The sequence below is a fragment of the Streptomyces toyocaensis genome (assembly GCF_000725125.1).
GTDB lineage: Bacteria > Actinomycetota > Actinomycetes > Streptomycetales > Streptomycetaceae > Streptomyces > Streptomyces toyocaensis.
Window position 1 is genome coordinate 14,691 of the sequence record NZ_JFCB01000028.1, and the last position, 18,345, is coordinate 33,035.

Here is an 18,345-nt window from a genome sequence, read left to right on the forward strand (position 1 = left end):
CCCTTCCCGTGGGCGTTCCCGGCCCGGGGCAATAGGTTGTGCGGACGAAGACCGACGAATGCCGGGGCCTGGCCCGGCGCGGGCGACCCGTGATGGGGGCGGACATGTCAATGTCGAAAGGATCGAACACACCGGTGCCGGCGACGGCACTGCGGGTGGACGTGGGCTGGCGATCCGGGCCCGGTGTCCCCGACGCGGACGCCTCGGCACTCCTGCTGGCCGGGGGGAAGGTCCGCTCCGACAGCGACTTCGTCTTCTACAACCAGCCGGCCCACTCCTCCGGTGCCGTCCGTCACGAGGGCAAGCGGGACGCCGGCGGCCGCGTCACCGACACCCTGCTCGTCGACCTCACGCGCGTGGAGCCCGGCATCGAGACCGTGATGCTGGCCGCCTCCTGCGACGGGGGCGCCTTCGGACAGGTGCCGGATCTGCACATCGAGGTCAAGGACGCCGCGAACGGCACCGTGGCGGCACGCTTCGACAGCACCGGCGCGACCACGGAGACGGCGTTCGTGCTCGGCGAGTTCTACCGGCGCCAGGGAGCCTGGAAGTTCCGCGCCGTCGGACAGGGCTACAGCAGCGGACTCGAGGGCCTCGCCACCGACTACGGCATCACCGTGGACGAACCGCAGCACGCCGCCCCGGCGGCCCCGGCCGCCGCGGTGCCGCCCGTCGCGACCCCGGTCACCGCGCCCCCGCCGGCCGCTCCGCCCCCGCCGTCCGCACCCCCGGCGCCCGTCCGGCTGACGAAGGTCACGCTCACCAAGTCGGCCCCGTCGGTCTCGCTCACCAAGCAGGGCGGCACGTCGGGCGCCCTGCGCGTGAACCTCAACTGGGAGGTGCGCAAGCAGTTCTCGGGATGGGCCGCGAAGCTCGGCCGCCCGGTCGCCATGCACTCCGACCTCGACCTCGACCTGTGCGCCCTGTACGAACTCACCGACGGCAGGAAGGGCGTCGTCCAGGCCCTCGGCAACGCCTTCGGGGCCCTGCACCAGCCCCCGTTCATCCACCTCGACGGTGACGACCGCACCGGTGCCGTGTCGAGCGGCGAGAACCTCACCGTCAGTCTCGACCACAAGCACCTCTTCCGGCGCATCCTCGTCTTCGTCACCGTCTACGAGGGCGCCCGCTCCTTCGCCGACCTGCACGCCACGGTCACCCTCCAGCCGCAGCACGGCGCGGCGATCGACTTCTCCCTCGACGAGTGCACCGTCCCCTCGACGGTCTGCGCACTGGCCCTCATCACCAACACCGGCGGCGGCGAACTCGTCGTCCGGCGCGAGGCCCGCTACCTGGTGCCGGAGCGGGGCGTAAGCCCGCAGCGCACCGTCGACCACGCCTACGGATGGGGCATGAACTGGACGCCGGGGCGCAAGTGACGACGCGTCATCTCTCGTCCGGTACGGCCTCGGGACGGGCGTAGGTGCGGCCCTTCCAGGCCGCACCGCGCCCCCGGTGGTGCCGCACCGCCGAGTCCACCGTCATGAGGAGGTACAGCGACGCGGTGAACGGCAGCAGGGGAGCGAGCCACCAGGGCTGCCGGTAGTGACGGAGCATCGGGACGTACGTCCCCGCCATCACGAGCCAGGCCGCCGCGCCGAGCACCGCCGCGGCGGCGCTCCCCGTCACCGCGCCCGCGAGTACCGCGACGGGCGGCACCAGGTACACCAGCGTCAGCCCGGCGACCGTGCCGGCCAGCAGCACCGGACTGTGCCGCAGTTGCGCGTACGCGCTGCGCGACACCATGTGCCACAGGTCGGGCAGCCGCGGATACGGGCGCACGCTGTCCACCCCGTCCGCGAGCCCCAGCCAGATCCGGCCGCCGCTCCGCTTGACCGCGCGGGCGAGGGCCACGTCGTCGATGACGGCGTGGCGGATGGCGTCCGGGATCCGCGCCCGTGCGGCGGCCCCGGCGCGCAGGAGCACACAGCCGCCGGCCGCGGCGGCCGTACGGGCCCCCGTCTTCCCGATCCAGCGGAACGGATAGAGCTGCGCGAAGAAGTAGACGAAGGCCGGGACGACCAGACGCTCCCAACGGCTCTCGACCCGCAGCCGGGCCATCTGCGACACCACGTCGAACCCGCCGGAGCGGGCGGCCGCGACCAGCCGGCGCAGACTGTCCGGGGCGTGGGCGATGTCGGCGTCCGTGAGCAGCAGGTACTCGGGGTCACGCGCCCGTGCCAGGGCGATCCCGTGCCGCACCGCCCACAGCTTGCCGGTCCAGCCGGCGGGCGGCTCACCCGGAGCGTCCACCGTGAGCGGCAGCCCGCCGTGGCGTCGCGCGAGCTCCCGCGCGACGTCTCCGGTGCCGTCCGTGCTGCCGTCGTCGACGAGGAAGACCTCGGCGCGCCCCGGGTAGTCCTGGGCCAGCACCGACGGCAGGCTCACGGGAAGCACGGCCGCCTCGTCACGGGCGGGGACGACGACGCACACGCCCGGCCACGCGTCCGGCGCGCCGAGCGGCGGAAGCCGGACGTCCGTACGCCAGAACCCTCCCTGGCACAGCAGCAGCCACAGCCAGGCGGCGAGTGATCCGGCGGCACACCACACAACGGCGCTCACGTGCGCAGTCTGCACCACGCCACCGCCCCGCAGCGGCTCATCGACTATCGTGACCGGGTGAAGATCGCGCTCATGGACTCCGGAATCGGACTGCTGGCGGCCACCGCCGCGGTACGGCGTCTCCGCCCCGACGCCGATCTCGTCCTCTCCCTCGACCCCGACGGCATGCCCTGGGGACCGCGGACTCCCGAGGACCTCACCGGGCGCGCCCTCGCCGTCGCGGAGGCTGCGGCGGCACACCGCCCCGACGCCCTGATCGTCGGCTGCAACACCGCCACCGTGCACGCCCTCACCGCCCTGCGCGCCCGTCTCGAGCCCGCGCTGCCCGTCATCGGTACCGTCCCGGCGATCAAGCCGGCCGCGGCCGGCGGCGGACCGCTGGCGATCTGGGCCACCCCGGCCACCACCGGCAGCCCCTACCAGCGCGATCTGATCGAGAACTTCGCCGACGGCGTGACCGTCACCGAGGTGCCCTGCTGGGGGCTCGCCGAGGCCGTCGAGCGGGCGGACGAGACGGCGATCGACGCCGCGGTCGCCGCGGCCGCCTCGCTCACCCCCGACGACGTGACGACCGTCGTCCTGGGCTGCACCCACTACGAGCTGGTCGCCGAGCGCATCCGGGCCGCCGTGCACCGCCCCGGCCGTGCGCCGCTCGCCCTGCACGGCTCCGCCGGGGCCGTGGCCGCCCAGGCCCTGCGCCGCCTCGGTGAACGGGCTGCCCCCGGGGCGCCGGTGAGCGGCACCCTGACGGTGCTGCTGAGCGGACGCGGCGGCGTGCTCCCGGAGGCCGCCCTCACCTACGCCGAAGGCAGGCTGCTCCAGCAGCCGGCTCCCGTCCGGACGGCCCAGTAACGCTGTGCCACGCGGTACCAGCCGAGCGAATCCTGAGTAGTCTCGGACCATGAGGGACCACCGCCTCGGCGAGCACGGCCCCGACCCCGGGGTCTGGACCGGCCGCGCCACCGGTCGCTTCCAGTGGCTGCTGGCGCTGATCGGCGCCGCCTGCATGGCGCTCGGCATCGCGCTGGCCGTCGACTCCGCGTGGACGACCGGCGTCGCGCCGCTGGTCATGGCCGTCGTCGGCTGCATCGCCGCCGGTCTGCTCGTCCTGTTCGGCACCCTCGCCTTCGTGCACGTCGCGCTGCGGGTCGACGAGGACCACCTCGAGGTCCGCTGCGGACACATGGGCCTGCCGCGCCGCCGTATCCCGCTGTCGCACGTCGCCGGCGCGGAGTTCGCCCCGCACGTCACGCCGCGTCACTGGGGCGGCTGGGGGTACCGCTGGCGGCCCGAGAAGGGCACGGCGGTCGTGGTGCGCCGCGGCGAGGGCGTCGTCCTGCGTCTCTGGGACGGCCACACCTTCACGGTCACCGTGGACGACGCGGAGGCGGCGGTCACCGTCATCCGGGACCGCCTCCGCCCCCGCAAGCCGGACACGAAGCACTGAGGCGGGCGATCCCGGTACGGAGCCGGATCGCGGTACCGGAAGGTCGCGCGGAGGACGGGGTGGCGTGTGCGGACCGACGGGCCTCCCCCGCCACCGCACGAGCCGGTCGGCCACCGGCAGCAGGCCCCGCCGATCCGGACCGCCGCATGACCCGCGGCCACGGCGGGGACCGCGAGCAGCATGCCCTCCGGGCGGCCGCCCGGCGCCGCCGCCGTGACCAGGGGCCGGGCCGCACGGGCACCCAGCACGACGACGCCCGCCGCGTGCGGGCCGATCCGCTTCGCGCCGTCCGCGTCCGGACCGGCGGCAGCCATCCCCGTGGAAACTGCTCCGCAACCCCGCACCGCGTCGCCCCGGCCTGTGACGGGCCCCGGGCGCGGGCACCGCGAAGTGCCGCACGACCAGGGCACCGGCACACCGTAACGGCCGGTGGCCGGTTCGGAGATATGTGGTGACACCTCGCGCGGAAACGAAGCGGCGTGCCGGCCGTCCCGGAGGAGGCAAGAGCCCCCGGCGAAGACTTCCCGCGCGTGCGACCGTGCTTGTCGGCCGCCGGGTCACCCGCCGTAGACTCCCCGAGTGACCGTCACCGCAACCACCGTCGGCGAGTCGGACCCGATGCCGCCGCAGACCGCGCCCACCGCGCGGGGCCGGCGGCTCGTGCGCCTCCTTCCGGCCGCCGCAGCCGCGCTCTCGGGCCTGCTCCTCTACGTCAGCTTCCCGCCGCGCACCCTGTGGTGGCTGGCCCTGCCCGCCTTCGCCGTCTTCGGCTGGGTGCTGCGCGGGCGGAGCTGGAAGGCGGGACTCGGTCTCGGCTACCTCTTCGGGCTCGGCTTCCTGCTGCCGCTGCTGGTGTGGACCGGTGTCGAGGTCGGCCCAGGCCCGTGGATCGCGCTGGTGGTGATCGAGGCGGTCTTCGTCGCGCTGGTCGGCGCGGCGATCACCGCGGTGTCGAAGCTGCCCGGGTGGCCGGTGTGGGCGGCGGCGCTGTGGATCGCCGGGGAGGCGGCACGCGCGCGCGTGCCGTTCAGCGGCTTTCCCTGGGGCAAGATCGCGTTCGGTCAGGCGGACGGCGTCTTCCTGCCGCTCGCCGCGCTCGGCGGCACCCCGGTGCTCGGCTTCGCCGTCGTGCTGTGCGGCTTCGGCCTGTACGAGACCGTCCGGCTCGCCGTGCGGGCACGCCGCGCCGGGACCCTGCACCGGGCCGCTGCGGTCGTCGGCGTGCTGAGTGTCGCCGTCCCGCCGGCCGGGGCCCTCGGGGCCCGCGCGCTGGCCGGCGACGAGGCGGAGAACGGCGCCACGACCGTCGCCGTCATCCAGGGCAACGTGCCCCGCCTGGGGCTGGACTTCAACTCCCAGCGGCGCGCGGTCCTGGACTACCACGCGCGGGAGACGGAGCGTCTGGCCGCGGAGGTGGCGGCGGGCAGGGCCGAGCGCCCGGACGTCGTGCTGTGGCCGGAGAACTCGTCCGACATCGACCCCTTCGTGAACCCCGACGCGCGCGCCGTCATCGACAGGGCTGCCAAGGCCGTCGGCGCGCCCATCTCGGTGGGCGGCGTGGTCGCCAGGGACGGCAGGCTGCTGAACGAGCAGATCCTCTGGGACCCGGTGAAGGGCCCCGTCGACACCTACGACAAGCGGCAGATCCAGCCCTTCGGCGAGTACCTCCCGCTGCGCCCGCTCGTCGGAGCGATCAACGAGAACTGGACCTCGATGGTCCGCCAGGACTTCAGCCGGGGCGGCGAGCCCGGCGTGTTCCGCATGAACGGCATCGAAATCGGCCTGGTCACCTGCTACGAGGCCGCCTTCGACTGGGCGGTGCGCGACACGGTCACCGCGGGAGCCCAGCTGATCTCGGTGCCCAGCAACAACGCGACCTTCGGCCGGAGCGAGATGACCTACCAGCAGCTCGCCATGTCCCGGGTCCGCGCCGTGGAGCACAGCCGCGCCGTCACCGTCCCGGTGACCAGCGGGGTGAGCGCCGTCATCATGCCCGACGGGGAGATCACGCGGAGGACCGGCATGTTCGTCGCCGACTCGCTGGTGCAGGAGGTGCCGCTGCGCTCCTCCCTGACGCCCGCGACCCGTCTCGGCGTGCTTCCGGAGACCGCCCTCGTCCTGGTCGCTGCGGCCGGCCTCGGCTGGGGCGTCGGCGCCGGGACACGCGCACGGCGACGCGCCGGTGACGCGTAGGCGTACGCCCCCCGACGTGCCGGGGAGCTCCCGCACGGCGCCGGTTAGGGTCGCGCCATGGCTACTCCTGACTTCATCCGCACCCTGCGCGCCTCCGCCGGTCATCAGCTCCTGTGGCTCCCCGGGGTCACCGCGCTCGTCTTCGACCACGAGGGCCGGGTGCTGCTGAACCGCCGGTCGGACACGCGCAAGTGGTCGGTGATCGGTGGTATCCCCGACCCGGGGGAGCAGCCCGCGGCCTGCGCCGTGCGGGAGGTCGAGGAGGAGACCGCGGTGCGCTGCGCTGTCGAGCGGGTCGTGCTGGTGCAGGCGCTGGACGCGGTGACGTACCCGAACGGTGACATCTGTCAGTACATGGACATCACCTTCCGTTGCCGTGCCCTCGGCGGCGAGGCGCGGGTCAACGACGACGAGTCCCTGGACGTCGGCTGGTTCGCCGTGGACGCGCTGCCGGAGCTGAACGACTTCGCGAGCTTCCGGATCAAGCAAGCCCTGTCGGACGCACCCACATGGTTCGACCCCACTGGAAACGATTGAACTGTAGGGCCCGACCACATGGGTCGGCCCGGGGGTGCTGCCTAGGGTCGACCCATGACCGCGCCTCGTGACCTCCCGGCCCCACACGCCACCCCCCTCGACCTCGGTGGCCGTACCGCCCTCGTCACCGGTGCCGCAGGCGGCATCGGCCGCGCCTGCGTCCTGCGGCTCGCGGCCGCCGGGGCCAAGGTCAGAGCCGTCGACCGGGACGCCACGGGACTGGAGGCGCTCGCCGACGAGGCCCGGGAGCTCGGAGGCGCCGTCGAGCCGCACGTCCTTGACCTGACCGACCTGGACGCCGCCGAGCTCGTCGCCGCCGGCACCGACGTCCTGGTCAACAACGCGGGGCTGCAGCTGGTCCGTCCCCTCGAGGAATTCCCGCCCGACGTCTTCCACACGGTGCTCACCGTGATGCTGGAGGCACCCTTCCGGCTGATCCGGGGCGCGCTGCCGCACATGTACGGGCAGGGCTGGGGCCGCATCGTCAATGTCTCATCGGTCCATGGGCTGCGCGCCTCCGCCTACAAGTCCGCCTATGTGGCCGCCAAACACGGCCTGGAAGGGCTGTCCAAGACCGCCGCTCTCGAGGGCGCACCCCACGGCGTCACCTCCAACTGTGTGAACCCCGGCTATGTGCGCACCCCCCTGGTGGAGAAGCAGATCGCCGACCAGGCCCGTGCGCACGGCATCCCCGAGGAACGCGTCCTGTCCGAGGTGCTGCTGCAGGACAGCGCGGTCAAACAGCTCATCGAACCGGAGGACGTCGCCGAGGCGGTGGCGTACCTGTGCGGTCCGGCGACATCCTTCGTCACCGGTACCTCCCTGGTCCTGGACGGCGGCTGGACCGCGCACTGAGACATCGGCCGCCGGCGGCCGGCCGTCGGCCGACGGAGTTGTCCACAGGCCTGACGGGGTGGCCGCGGGATGAGGAATCCTGTGAGCATGTCCCGCGATCACGTGCAGTCCGCCGAGCGTTCCGCAGCCGCGCCGGGCCGGGCCCTTCCCGAGGCCGGCCCGGGCACCGGCGGCGCCGAGGCGCCGTTCCTCGAGCTGCTGGCCCGCGGCGCCCCCGCCGAGGCCTACGAGCAGCCGGTGCTGCTCGCCCGCGCCGAGTCACTGCCCGCCGACCGGATCGCCGCTCTGGAACAGGCCAAGCTTCTCGCCCTGCGCGTCCGGTCCGAACTCGAAGGCCGGCGACGCCGGGAGGCCGAGCTCTCCGCGCTGTTCGAGACCGCCCACGACCTCGCCGGACTGCGCGACCTGGACGCCGTCCTCCAGGCCATCGTGCAGCGCGCCCGCTCACTGCTCGGCACGGACGTCGCCTACCTCAGCCTGAACGACCCGGTCAGGGGCGACACGTACATGCGGGTCACCGAAGGCTCGGTCGCCGCCCGCTTCCAGCAGCTGCGCCTCGGCATGGGAGAGGGCCTCGGCGGCCTGGTCGCCCAGACCGCCCGCCCCTACGTCACCGACGACTACTTCCGCGACGAGCGCTTCCAGCACACCCACACCATCGACAGCGGGGTGCGGGACGAGGGCCTCGTCGCGATCCTCGGGGTGCCCCTGACACTCGGGCACCACGTCATCGGTGTCCTGTTCGCCGCGGACCGGCGCGCCAGGGTCTTCGAGCGGGAACAGATCGCCCTGCTCGGTTCCTTCGCCGCCCTCGCCGCGGCCGCCATCGACACCGCCAACCTGCTGGCGGAGACCCGCTCGGCCCTGGCCGGCCTGGAGCGAGCCAACGAGATCATCCAGGACCGCAGCGCGGTCATCGAGCGCGCCTCGGACGTCCACGACCGGCTGGCCGAGCTGGTCCTGCGCGGCGGCGGGGTGCACGACGTGGCCGCCGCCGTCTCCGAGGTCCTGGACGGGGCGGTCCAGTTCACCGAGGCCACCGCCGCACCCGCCCATGCCCTCGAGTCCTCGCGGGAGGAGGGCCACGCGGTACGGCACCGGGACGACTGGATCGCCGCCGTGGCCGCGGGGGACGAACTCCTCGGCGCGCTCGTCCTGCGCGGTCACCCCGGCCTCGACCCCGTGGACCAGCGCACACTGGAGCGCGCGGCCATGGTCACCTCACTGCTGCTGCTCGCCCGCCGCTCCGCCGCCGAGGCCGAACAGCGCGTCCGCGGCGAACTGCTCGACGACCTGCTCGACGCCCGCGACCGCGACCCGCGCCTGCTGCGTGAGCGCGCCGCCCGGCTGCACGCCGACCTCGACGCCACCCACGCCGTACTCGCCGCCCGGCTGGAGGGCGGCACCGCCGACGCCGACCAGGAGGCGGACGCCCGCAGACGGCTGTGGGCGGCGGCCTCGCACCTGGCGGCGACCCGGCAGGGCCTCGCCGCCGCGCGCGACGGCGGCACCGTCCTGCTGCTGCCCGTCACCCCCGGGGACACCGCCACGGAGCTGGCCCGCCGCACCGCCCGCCAGCTGGGCACGGCGGTCCACGAGCCGGTCACCGTCGGCGCCTCCGCCCCGGTCGAGCGGCTCACCGCCCGCCCCGACGACGTGGCGGCGGCCTACGCGGAGGCCCGCCGCTGCCTCGACGCCCTCCGCCTCCTCGGCCGGGCCGGTGACGGCTCCGCCGCCGAGGACTTCGGTTTCCTGGGGCTGCTGCTGGCCGGGGAGCGGGACATCGCCGGTTTCGTCTACCGCACCATCGGCCAGGTCGTCGCGTACGACGAGCGACGCGGCACGGAGCTGCTGCGCACCCTCGACGCCTACTTCGCCTGCGGCATGAGCCCCGCCCGCACCAAGGACGAGCTCCACGTCCACGTCAACACGGTCGCGCAGCGGCTGGAACGCGTCGGCCGCCTCCTCGGCGACGACTGGCAGAGCCCGGCCCGCGCACTGGAGATCCAGCTGGCGCTGCGCCTGCACCGGCTGTCCGCCACCACGCGGCCCCCCACACGGCCCTGACCCCCGTACGCGGGTGCGTACGGGGGCCGGGGCGGCACCGACGGGCCGGGATCAGACGGTGCGCGCGCCCTGCTCGGCCGGGACCTCGGCGGCCCCCTCGCGCTCGTCCTGCGGCGCCACGTCCGCCAGGTCACGGTGGCGGGTCTCCTTGGCCACCGCGATGGCCACCACCGTCAGCAGGCTCGCCGCGATGACGTAGAGCGCGATCGGGGTGGAGCTGCCATAGTCCGACAGCAGCGCGGTGGCGATGAGCGGCGCCGGAGCACCTGCCGCCACCGAGGCGAACTGGGCGCCGATCGAGGCGCCGGAGTAGCGCATCCGGGTCGCGAACATCTCGGAGAAGAAGGCGGCCTGCGGCGCGTACATCGCACCGTGCAGCACCAGTCCCACGGTCACCGCGAGCAGCAGGCTGCCGAATCCGCCGGTGTCGATCAGGGCGAAGAACGGGAACATCCACAGCCCCACGCCGACCGCGCCGATCATGTAGACCGGGCGCCTGCCGAGCCGGTCCGACAGCGCACCCCAGCCCGGGATGACGGCGAAGTGGATCGCCGACGCGATGAGCACCGCGTTGAGCGCGGTCTGCTTCGACACGCCGGCCGAGGTCGTGGCGTACACCAGGATGAACGCGGTGATCACGTAGTAGCTGATGTTCTCCGCCATACGGGCACCCATCGCCACCAGCACGTCACGCCAGTGGTGCCGCAGCACGGCCACGATCGGCATCCGCTCCGCGTCGGCGTCCGCCTTGCGGGCCTCGGCACGCTCCAGGGCCTGCTTGAACACCGGTGATTCGTCGACGGAGAGACGAATCCACAATCCGACGATCACCAGCACACCGGACAGCAGGAACGGGATCCGCCAGCCCCAGGAGCCGAAGGCGGCGTCCGAGAGCACGGCGGTCAGCAGCGACAGCACACCGGTCGCGAGCAGCTGCCCCGCCGGCGCTCCGGTCTGCGGCCAGGAGGCCCAGAACCCGCGCCGTCGCGCGTCCCCGTGCTCGGAGACCAGCAGCACGGCACCGCCCCACTCGCCGCCCAGCGCGAAGCCCTGGACCAGGCGCAGCACGGTGAGCAGCACGGGAGCGGCGCTGCCGATGGTGGCGTGCGTGGGCAGCAGTCCGATCGCGAACGTCGCCCCGCCCATCATCAGCAGGCTCAGCACCAGCAGTTTCTTGCGCCCGAGCCGGTCCCCGTAGTGCCCGAACACGAGCGCGCCCAGCGGCCGCGCCGCGAACCCGACGGCGTACGTCAGGAACGACAGCAGCGTGCCGACCAGCGGATCGGAGTCCGGGAAGAACAGCTTGTTGAAGACGAGCGCGGCGGCGGATCCGTAGAGGAAGAAGTCGTACCACTCGATGGTGGTGCCGATGAGGGACGCGGCGACGATGCGCTTGAGGTTGTTCGGGGCTGGTGGAGCGGTTGCGGGCGACGACATCGGCACCACTTCCTGGGGCGTGACGGGGACGTTTGCGTGTCGCCACACCGTAGGAACCCGCAGGTCAGGCGCACATGTGGTGGGACAACATAGTTCGAGGGTCGGCTATGCGTGCGGCCACCATGCCGACTCGTGGAACGGCCTTTCAGGCGCCACGGCTCCACTGGCCCGCGCCGGCGAACTGCCGCAGTACTCGGCAGATCGGCGTCGGCTGCGAACAACCGTTGCACATGTGCGTCCCTCCGATGCGCCGCGGTTGCCTGGGCATACAGCGCATGCGGCAGCGGATCCGTGCCGGAAGGCGGCCCCGAGGGCGGGCGCATCGTCATGTGGAGTCGCGATGCGGGCTTGGTCCTCCGGGGTCAGGCACGTCATGCGTCGGGGAGGTGCCCAGCCGCATCGCGGATTGGCCCCGTAGCACGCTCTACATACCCCCGGTGGGTATGTTACGGTGCGGGTCGGCAAGTACCCCCTGGGGGTATGTAGAGGAAGGGGTAGGGGTTATGTCAGTCGCCAATCCCAGACGCTGGTGGGCGCTCGTCGTGCTCGCCGCGGCTCAGTTCATGGTGATCATGGACACGTCGATCATCGGGGTGGCACTCCCCGAGATGCAGAAGGACCTCGGCTTCTCGCAGGGCGAGTTGCAGTGGGTCTTCAACGCCTACGTCATCGCCTTCGGCGGGCTGCTGCTCCTCGGCGGACGCCTGTCCGACCTGCTCGGCGCGCGCAAGATCTTCACCACCGGCTGGGTCGTGCTGATCGCCGGGTCGGTCGTCGCGGCCGCCGCCCAGACGGCCTGGGTGGAGGTCGCCGGCCGGGCCGTGCAGGGCGTGGGCGGCGCGCTGATCGCACCCTCCGCCATGACGCTGCTGATGATGCTCTTCGCGCACGACCCGAAGGAGCTCGGAAAGGCCATGGCGCTCTACGGCGCTGCCGCCCCCGCCGGCGGCACGGCCGGTGTGTTCCTCGGCGGGGTGTTCACCGAGTGGCTGAGCTGGCCGTGGATCTTCATCATCTACGTCCCGATCGGCGTCGCCACCCTCGCCGCCACCAAGGTCCTGCCGGCCGTCGGCAGCCGTCGCGGTGCCGTCGACGTGCTCGGAGCGGCCGCGGTCACCGCCGGTCTGGCGCTCGCCGTCTTCGCCGTCGTCCGCGCGCCGGAGGCCGGCTGGGCCTCCACCGGAACCGTGCTCCAGCTGGCCGGCGCAGCGGCGCTGCTCGCGCTCTTCTTCGTGGTCCAGAAGACGGTGCGCGAGCCGCTGATGCCGCTCGGCATCTGGCGCGTCCCGCGGCTCGGCTCGGCCAACCTGGCGATGACCTTGCTCGGTGCCGCCTGGATCCCCATGTGGTACTTCCTCAACCTGTACCTCCAGCAGGTGCTCGGCTACGGGGCGTTCGCGTCCGGCGCCGCGCTGCTGCCGATGACCGGCCTGCTGATGATCTTCATGACCGTGATCACGGCGAGGCTGATGGCCAAGTTCGGTGCCAAGCCGCTGATCGGCGGCGGTCTGCTGGTCCTCGCGGCCGGGCTGCTGTGGCTGTCCGCCGTCGAGCCCACCGGCACCTTCGTGGTGGACGTCCTGCCCGCCTCGCTGGTCGCCGCGCTCGGCATGTCGCTCGCCTACATCCCGGCGATGATGGCCGCGATGTCCGGGGCTCCGCGGGAGCAGGCGGGCCTGGCGTCCGGCATCGTCAACACCACCTACCAGGTGGGCTCCGCACTGGGCCTCGCGGCGCTGACCGCGGTGGCCACCTCGCAGGGCGCCGGCGAGCTGGGCAACCTGCCCGCGCTGACGGACGGCTTCAGCGCGGCGTTCGTCTGGGCGGCCGCGATCGCCGCGGTGGGCGGCGTTGTCACCCTGCTGGTGATGCGCAGCGACAAGGCGGCGACGGCGGCGACACAACAGGTCGCGGCTGCTTCCGGGGCGCGCGGGGAGAAGACCGGCGTACAGGGCCCCGGCGGCCTTCAGTAGCAGGTGGGGGCGTCACCGCGGAGACCGCAGTCCACCGGGAACAGCAGGCCGGAGAACCAAGGAAGGGTCGTCCGTGGCCGGGAAAGCGGCGACGGACGACCCTCTCTGCCGGCGTGGCGATCACGGCGGCCATGGCTCACCTGCCGGGGCCCGGGCGGGCGTCAGGTCCGTCCGGGCCCGGTCCGTCCGGGCCCGGAGTGGTGGTCGTGCTTGGGCAGCGGGTCCCCAGCCCGGTCCGCAGGCCCGGTCCGCAGGCCCGGTCCGCAGGACGCCGACCGTCGTGGCCGCCGTGCATGCCTCCCTGGCCGTGCACCCCGGGCCAGACGCTCACGGACGCCGACCAGGCCGACCATCTGGCCTGAAGGGGATCGAGGGCCGGACACGTGGCATCTCGCGCATGGTCACCGACGACCGCGCCTGCGTCGACGTCCTCACCGGGATCAGCGCCGCCACGCGGGCCCTGCAGCAAGTCGCCGTGGGCCTGCAGGGCCTTCAGCGCCGCCCCCGCCTTCCGCGTGGACCGGGCTGCGAAGTACCTCCCGGCCAGAACGAAGGCCGTGACGCCCGCTGAGGCTTCGAGGCAGATGTTCGCGGCGCCGTCGGTGCGGGCGATGGTCAGCTCGAAGGGGTGCGTCATTCCGGGCGTTCCGGCCGTCCCGAAGAACAGTGCCCACAGCGACCACAGGAATGCCGCCGACGTTCCGATTCCAGTGCCCTCGACGGGGATGGGCCGCTAGCTGCTCCGTGGGCCGTAGTGGTCCAGGAACATGTCGACGCCGCTCATGACGAGACGGTCCGTCAGGCCCTCGTCGATGTCCGTGCCGTAGGAGCTGAAGACCATGTGGGGGAAGACCAGGAGACCGTAGAACTGGATGATCGCCACCTGTAGGTCGGGGATCTCCAGGCGGCCCTGCTCGGCAAGCGTACCCAGGGCGCCCGCGACCGCGGGGTGGTGGCCTTCCGAGCCGCGGTGTCTCCACGCCTCGCCCAGCTCGGGGAAGCGGTGAAGTTCGGCGGCGACGAGGGTGCGCAGGGCGGTGACCTCGTGGTTGGTGCGCACGGCGTGCACCCAGGTGCGGGCCGCCTCGACGAGGGCGGCCCGCAAGTCCCCGGCCTCGGCCAGGCCCTCCAGCGCGGCCGACGACTCACCGGCGAGCGGCTCGTCGAGGGCGCTCGTGATGACCGCTGTGAACAGGGCTTCCTTGCTGCCGAAGTGGTTGTAGACGGTCACCTTCGACACGCCTGCCTCAGCGGCGATGGTGTCCATTCCCACGCCGAAGCCCTCCTGCAGGAACAGCTCGCGGGCGGCCCGCACGATGGCCTGCCGCTTGAGTTCCGCCCGGGGTCCGCTGGGGGGCTGCTTGACGCCGTCCACGGTCATGACTCGACCCTAGCACCTACCTGAACTGTACGGTTGAGTTCACGTGAACTGAACGGTACGGTTCAGGTCTCGCCGCTCGGGCAGAGCCAGGCGCCAGAAAGGAGCCCTCGTGCCTTCTGTCACTCATCAGGTGACCGCTTCACCGCAGACCGGTGACCCGCCGGTCCGGCGTTGGCTCACCCTCGCCGTCGTGAGCGTGAGCCTGTTGGTCGTCGGGCTCGACACCACCGTGCTGAACGTGGCACTGCCGACCCTCGTAGGTGAACTCGGTGCCTCCACGAGCCAGTTGCAGTGGATCGTCGACAGCTATGCGCTGATGTCCGGCAGCCTGGTGCTGTTCTGCGGCAGCCTGGCGGACCGGCTCGGCCGCAAGTGGATCTTCATGACCGGCCTGGCGCTGTTCACCGTGGCGTCCGCCGTCGCCGCCTACGCCGGTTCTGTCACCACCTTGGTGCTCGCCCGCGGGGCCATGGGCGTCGGCGAGGCGCTCATCATGCCGGCCACGCTCGCTGTCATCGGCAATGTCTTCCCACGTGGTGCCGAACGCACGAAGGCGATCGGTGTCTGGTCGGCGGCGGTCGGTGTCGGGACGGTGATCGGGCCGATGGTCGGTGGCTGGATGCTGAGCCACTACTGGTGGGGGTCGGTCTTCCTGATCAACCTTCCCGTCGGCATCGCCGGCCTGGTCGCCGCGGCCTTGCTGGTGCCCGACTCCCGAGCCCCCGAGCGTGGGCGGCTGGACCCGGCCGGGGCGCTGCTGTCCGTCGTGGCCGTGGCGAGCGTGCTGTGGGCGGTCATCGAAGGGCCCGACCGCGGTTGGACGAGTGCTGCCGTGTCGGCCGCCTTCGTGGCGGGCGCGTTCCTGCTGGTCGTCTTCCTCGCCTGGCAGCGCCGGGCCGCCTCCCCGATGCTGCCGCTGCGGATCTTCCGGTACCGCGCGCTGGCGGCCGGTGACCTGCTGGTCCTGCTGGGCGCGTTCGCGCTGATCGGCACGCTCTTCGTCGTTGTGCAGCACTTCCAGTTCGTGCTCGGATACAGCGCCGGGCAGACCGGCGTGCGGCTCGGTCCCGCCGCGCTCATGCTGCTGGTCGCCGGACCACTGGCGGGCGTGCTCGCGCCACGCCTCGGTATGCGCACGGTGTCGGCCCTCGGCCTCGCCCTGCTCTCCGCGTCCGCCGCGGTGCTCGCCACCACCGAGGCGACGGACGGCTACGACCGGCCCCTTGTGGCGATGCTGCTGCTGGGGGCAGGCGCCGGGTTCGTCATCACGGCGACCAGCGACGCCATCGTCGGCTCACTGCCCGAAACCGACCTCGGCGTGGGCTCGGCCACCAACAGTGCCGCGATCCAGCTCGGCGCGGCCACCGGAGTCGCGGTCATGGGCAGCCTGCTGTCCGACCGCTACCGCAGCGGACTCGACGCCACCCCCGCTTCCGTTCCCGACGGACTCCTGGCGTCCGCCAAGGAGTCCCTGGGCAGCGCGCTCGCCCTTGCCGAACGCCTGCCCGGCGAGGCCGGACCCGGCCTCGCCGAAGCCGCCCGCCGCGCGTTCGTCGACGGCATGGGACCGGCGATGTTCACCGGGGCCGGTGTCACCGCGGCGGGCGTGCTCCTCGCCCTTCTCCTCGCGCCGTCCCGAGGCGCGGACCCGACCGCAACAACGCACTCGAAGGACACGCCATGACCCACTCCGCAGCCGGTGCCCCGCACACGGCCGAACACTTTCCCGCCCCGACCCCCGAACCGCGCCGCTGGGCAGCGCTCGCACTGATCTGCGTCGCCCAGTTCATGCTGATCCTCGACGTGACCGTCGTGAACGTCGCCCTGCCCGACATGGCGGCCGACCTCGACCTCGGCCGGGAGACACTGACCTGGGTGGTCACCGCCTACACCCTCTGTTTCGGCGGGCTGATGCTGCTCGGCGGCCGACTCGCCGACGCCCTCGGCGCCCGCCGCACCCTGCTCGCCGGACTCGCGCTCTTCACCGCCGCCTCGCTGGCCACCGGCCTGGCCGAGAACGCCTCGACGCTGCTCGGCGGCCGGATCGGCCAGGGCGTCGGCGCGGCCCTGCTGTCACCGGCCGCGCTGTCCATCGTCACCACCACCTTCCACGGTGCCGAACGCAACAAGGCGCTCGGCGTCTGGGCGGCCATCGGCGGCAGCGGCTCCGCGGTGGGCGTGCTCCTGGGCGGAGCTCTGACCGGGGGCCCCGGCTGGCAGTGGGTCTTCTACATCAACGTGCCCGTCGGGCTGCTCCTGCTGATCGCCCTGCCCGCCCTCGTCCCGGCCCGCGCGCCGCAGCCCGCACGGCTCGACGTGTCCGGCGCGCTGCTCGTCACCACGGGCACCGCCGCACTGATCTACGGCCTGGTCGAAGCGGGCGACACCGGCTGGACGGGCGTCTCGACCCTGCTGCCGCTCTTCGGCGCGGTGGCGGCGTACGCGGCCTTCGTGACCGTCGAGCGAGCAGCGCGGACCCCACTGATGGATCTGCGGATGTTCACCCGGCGGCCGGTTCTCGCAGGTGCCTTCCTGATGCTGATCGCCACGGCCCTGCTGATCGCGTACTTCTTCCTCGGGTCCGTGTACCTCCAGCACCTCCGTGGCTTCAGCCCGCTGAGGACCGGGCTGGTGTTCCTGCCGGTGGCCGTGGCGACCGGTGTCGGAGCCCATCTCGGGTCCCGGCTCGTCGGCCGGATCGGCGGCCGTCCGACCGCCGTCGCCGGCATGGCCGTCGCCGCCGCCGGAACCGTTCCGCTGATCCGGCTGTCGGAGACCGGCAGTGTGTACGCCGGGCTGCTGCCGGGCTTCGTGATCGCCTCCCTCGGCCTCGGCGCGGTCTTCGTCACCGCCACGACCACCGCCCTGGCCATGGTGGAGCACCGGGAGGCGGGGCTCGCCTCCGGGATCGTCAACACCTTCCACGAGGTGGGTGGCTCGATCGGCGTCGCCGTCGTCTCCACGGTCGCGGCATCGGGCTTCGAGCGAGGCGCGGTGGGCGGCTTCGCCGACGCGTTCACCGTGTGCGCGGTGACGGCCGCTGCCGGCGCCGTCGTCGCCCTGGGTCTGGTACCGCGAGGCAAACCGCAGCCGACCGGTGGACCGCACGTGCACTGACAGGGCGGCCGCCGGCCGTGCCCGCCTCGGTGGGTGCGCGCTACGCGGACCGCAGCGCGCGGACCCGGGCACGGAAGACGCGCCAGCGCCGTTCGTTGTCGTGCACCAGCATGGCCGACTCCGCCATCAGGTCCGCCGCGCGGTCCAGCAGCTCGGAGGCCGAGTACAGGTACGCGGGGGCCTGCCGTTCGCCCGCCAGGTCGGCCCGCAGGGCCGCCGGCGTGAAGTCCACCCTGGCCAGCAGGTCGAGGGCACGCCGCAGCATCCGCGCGATCAGGGACTGCAGCGCGGCGGACTGCCAGTCGTTGGCGATGATCCGGTGGCGCTCCCCGAGCAGGTCGGCCAGCGCGGGGTGGGCGGCCAGGCCGCCCGCGATCTCCCAGGCCTGCTCCATCGCCCGGGCCAGCCAGCCGCCCGTCTGCTCGGCGTCGTCCGCGGCCTGCCGGACCTCACGCCGCAGCCGCCGCAGTTCGGCCGGCTCGCCCTCGCCCTCCATGAAGAGAACCCCCGACTCGGCGACGAGCCCGGGGGCGTTCAGATCCTCCGTACCGGCGAACCCGGCCGCCGACGCCCGTTCACCCACACCGACCACGCTCCACCGGTCGGCCAGCGCCTTCAGCACCCGGGACCGCGCCTGCAGCTCGGTCGCCTGCCGCAGCGGCGCCTGCGCGTAGTACTCCTCGTGCTCGCGGTGGAACCGCGCGAGGTTGTCGATCAACTGCAGCAGGGGCTCGGGAGGGCTGAGCCGTGCTTCGTCCTCGGCCATGCCGACACTC

Annotated in this window: 15 protein-coding genes; 11 read left to right on the forward strand and 4 right to left on the reverse strand. The window is 73.1% G+C overall.

Annotated features, from left to right (window positions below; genetic code table 11):
• Positions 1-110: 110 nt before the first annotated feature.
• The gene (locus tag BU52_RS25200; protein WP_037938306.1) at positions 111-1,379 is read left to right on the forward strand and encodes a TerD family protein; all 1,269 of its coding nucleotides are present in this window, start codon (positions 111-113) and stop codon (positions 1,377-1,379) included.
• 7 nt (positions 1,380-1,386) lie between these two features.
• Here the strand turns inward: BU52_RS25200 and BU52_RS25205 are convergent, their stop codons facing one another.
• Positions 1,387-2,562, reverse strand: a complete 1,176-nt coding sequence (locus BU52_RS25205) for a glycosyltransferase (RefSeq protein ID WP_407702061.1) — start codon at positions 2,560-2,562, stop codon at positions 1,387-1,389.
• 57 nt (positions 2,563-2,619) lie between these two features.
• Between BU52_RS25205 and BU52_RS25210 the strand changes: the two genes are divergently transcribed.
• The 6 genes from BU52_RS25210 to BU52_RS25235 all read left to right on the forward strand — a co-directional run bounded on the left by BU52_RS25210 (position 2,620) and on the right by BU52_RS25235 (position 9,661).
• A complete protein-coding gene (locus BU52_RS25210) occupies positions 2,620-3,414 on the forward strand; it encodes a glutamate racemase (protein ID WP_037938311.1) in 795 nt (264 codons plus the stop codon).
• A gap of 49 nt (positions 3,415-3,463) precedes the next feature.
• Entirely contained in the window at positions 3,464-4,009 is a 546-nt protein-coding gene (locus tag BU52_RS25215) for a hypothetical protein (RefSeq protein WP_037938313.1), read from the forward strand.
• Positions 4,010-4,588: 579 nt separating this feature from the next.
• On the forward strand, positions 4,589-6,202 hold the full coding sequence (gene lnt, locus BU52_RS25220) for an apolipoprotein N-acyltransferase (RefSeq protein ID WP_037938315.1): 1,614 nt from the start codon (positions 4,589-4,591) through the stop codon (positions 6,200-6,202).
• Between the two features lie 57 nt (positions 6,203-6,259).
• Positions 6,260-6,739 (forward strand): NUDIX hydrolase, encoded by a 480-nt coding sequence (locus BU52_RS25225; RefSeq protein WP_037938317.1) that lies wholly within the window; start codon positions 6,260-6,262, stop codon positions 6,737-6,739.
• 54 nt (positions 6,740-6,793) lie between these two features.
• Complete coding sequence (locus BU52_RS25230; RefSeq protein WP_037938318.1) at positions 6,794-7,594, forward strand: 3-hydroxybutyrate dehydrogenase; 801 nt, start codon at positions 6,794-6,796, stop codon at positions 7,592-7,594.
• A gap of 87 nt (positions 7,595-7,681) precedes the next feature.
• Entirely contained in the window at positions 7,682-9,661 is a 1,980-nt protein-coding gene (locus BU52_RS25235) for a helix-turn-helix domain-containing protein (protein WP_037938320.1), read from the forward strand.
• Positions 9,662-9,712: 51 nt separating this feature from the next.
• Here BU52_RS25235 and BU52_RS25240 read toward each other — a convergent pair whose 3' ends face one another.
• Positions 9,713-11,098, reverse strand: coding sequence for an MFS transporter (locus BU52_RS25240; protein WP_037938324.1), 1,386 nt, complete (start codon positions 11,096-11,098; stop codon positions 9,713-9,715).
• Positions 11,099-11,601: 503 nt separating this feature from the next.
• On the opposite strand from BU52_RS25240, the gene BU52_RS25245 reads away from it, so the two are divergent.
• Both BU52_RS25245 and BU52_RS36865 read left to right on the forward strand, forming a co-directional pair.
• Positions 11,602-13,071, forward strand: a complete 1,470-nt coding sequence (locus BU52_RS25245; protein ID WP_037938326.1) for an MFS transporter — start codon at positions 11,602-11,604, stop codon at positions 13,069-13,071.
• A 397-nt stretch (positions 13,072-13,468) separates the two neighbouring features.
• On the forward strand, positions 13,469-13,642 hold the full coding sequence (locus BU52_RS36865; protein ID WP_078903441.1) for a metal-sensing transcriptional repressor: 174 nt from the start codon (positions 13,469-13,471) through the stop codon (positions 13,640-13,642).
• A gap of 162 nt (positions 13,643-13,804) precedes the next feature.
• Here BU52_RS36865 and BU52_RS25255 read toward each other — a convergent pair whose 3' ends face one another.
• Positions 13,805-14,452 (reverse strand): TetR/AcrR family transcriptional regulator, encoded by a 648-nt coding sequence (locus BU52_RS25255; RefSeq protein WP_037938329.1) that lies wholly within the window; start codon positions 14,450-14,452, stop codon positions 13,805-13,807.
• A 109-nt stretch (positions 14,453-14,561) separates the two neighbouring features.
• On the opposite strand from BU52_RS25255, the gene BU52_RS25260 reads away from it, so the two are divergent.
• Both BU52_RS25260 and BU52_RS25265 read left to right on the forward strand, forming a co-directional pair.
• Positions 14,562-16,136, forward strand: a complete 1,575-nt coding sequence (locus tag BU52_RS25260) for a DHA2 family efflux MFS transporter permease subunit (protein WP_078903436.1) — start codon at positions 14,562-14,564, stop codon at positions 16,134-16,136.
• Positions 16,133-17,569, forward strand: coding sequence for an MFS transporter (locus BU52_RS25265; protein ID WP_037938331.1), 1,437 nt, complete (start codon positions 16,133-16,135; stop codon positions 17,567-17,569). The genes BU52_RS25260 and BU52_RS25265 overlap by 4 nt, the downstream gene beginning before the upstream one ends.
• Positions 17,570-17,609: 40 nt before the next feature.
• On the opposite strand, the gene BU52_RS25270 is transcribed toward BU52_RS25265, so the two are convergent.
• Positions 17,610-18,335, reverse strand: a complete 726-nt coding sequence (locus tag BU52_RS25270; protein WP_037938463.1) for a hypothetical protein — start codon at positions 18,333-18,335, stop codon at positions 17,610-17,612.
• Between the last annotated feature and the right edge of the window lie 10 nt (positions 18,336-18,345).

Bases quoted from the DNA above. Each gene is read 5' to 3' on its own strand.
- BU52_RS25200 (WP_037938306.1), top strand. From the start codon at position 111: ATGTCGAAAGGATCGAACACACCGGTGCCGGCGACGGCACTGCGGGTG.
- BU52_RS25215 (WP_037938313.1), top strand. From the start codon at position 3,464: ATGAGGGACCACCGCCTCGGCGAGCACGGCCCCGACCCCGGGGTCTGG.
- BU52_RS25225 (WP_037938317.1), top strand. From the start codon at position 6,260: ATGGCTACTCCTGACTTCATCCGCACCCTGCGCGCCTCCGCCGGTCAT.
- BU52_RS25230 (WP_037938318.1), top strand. From the start codon at position 6,794: ATGACCGCGCCTCGTGACCTCCCGGCCCCACACGCCACCCCCCTCGAC.
- BU52_RS25235 (WP_037938320.1), top strand. From the start codon at position 7,682: ATGTCCCGCGATCACGTGCAGTCCGCCGAGCGTTCCGCAGCCGCGCCG.
- BU52_RS25240 (WP_037938324.1), bottom strand. From the start codon at position 11,098: ATGTCGTCGCCCGCAACCGCTCCACCAGCCCCGAACAACCTCAAGCGC.
- BU52_RS25245 (WP_037938326.1), top strand. From the start codon at position 11,602: ATGTCAGTCGCCAATCCCAGACGCTGGTGGGCGCTCGTCGTGCTCGCC.
- BU52_RS36865 (WP_078903441.1), top strand. From the start codon at position 13,469: ATGGTCACCGACGACCGCGCCTGCGTCGACGTCCTCACCGGGATCAGC.
- BU52_RS25255 (WP_037938329.1), bottom strand. From the start codon at position 14,452: ATGACCGTGGACGGCGTCAAGCAGCCCCCCAGCGGACCCCGGGCGGAA.
- BU52_RS25265 (WP_037938331.1), top strand. From the start codon at position 16,133: ATGACCCACTCCGCAGCCGGTGCCCCGCACACGGCCGAACACTTTCCC.
- BU52_RS25270 (WP_037938463.1), bottom strand. From the start codon at position 18,335: ATGGCCGAGGACGAAGCACGGCTCAGCCCTCCCGAGCCCCTGCTGCAG.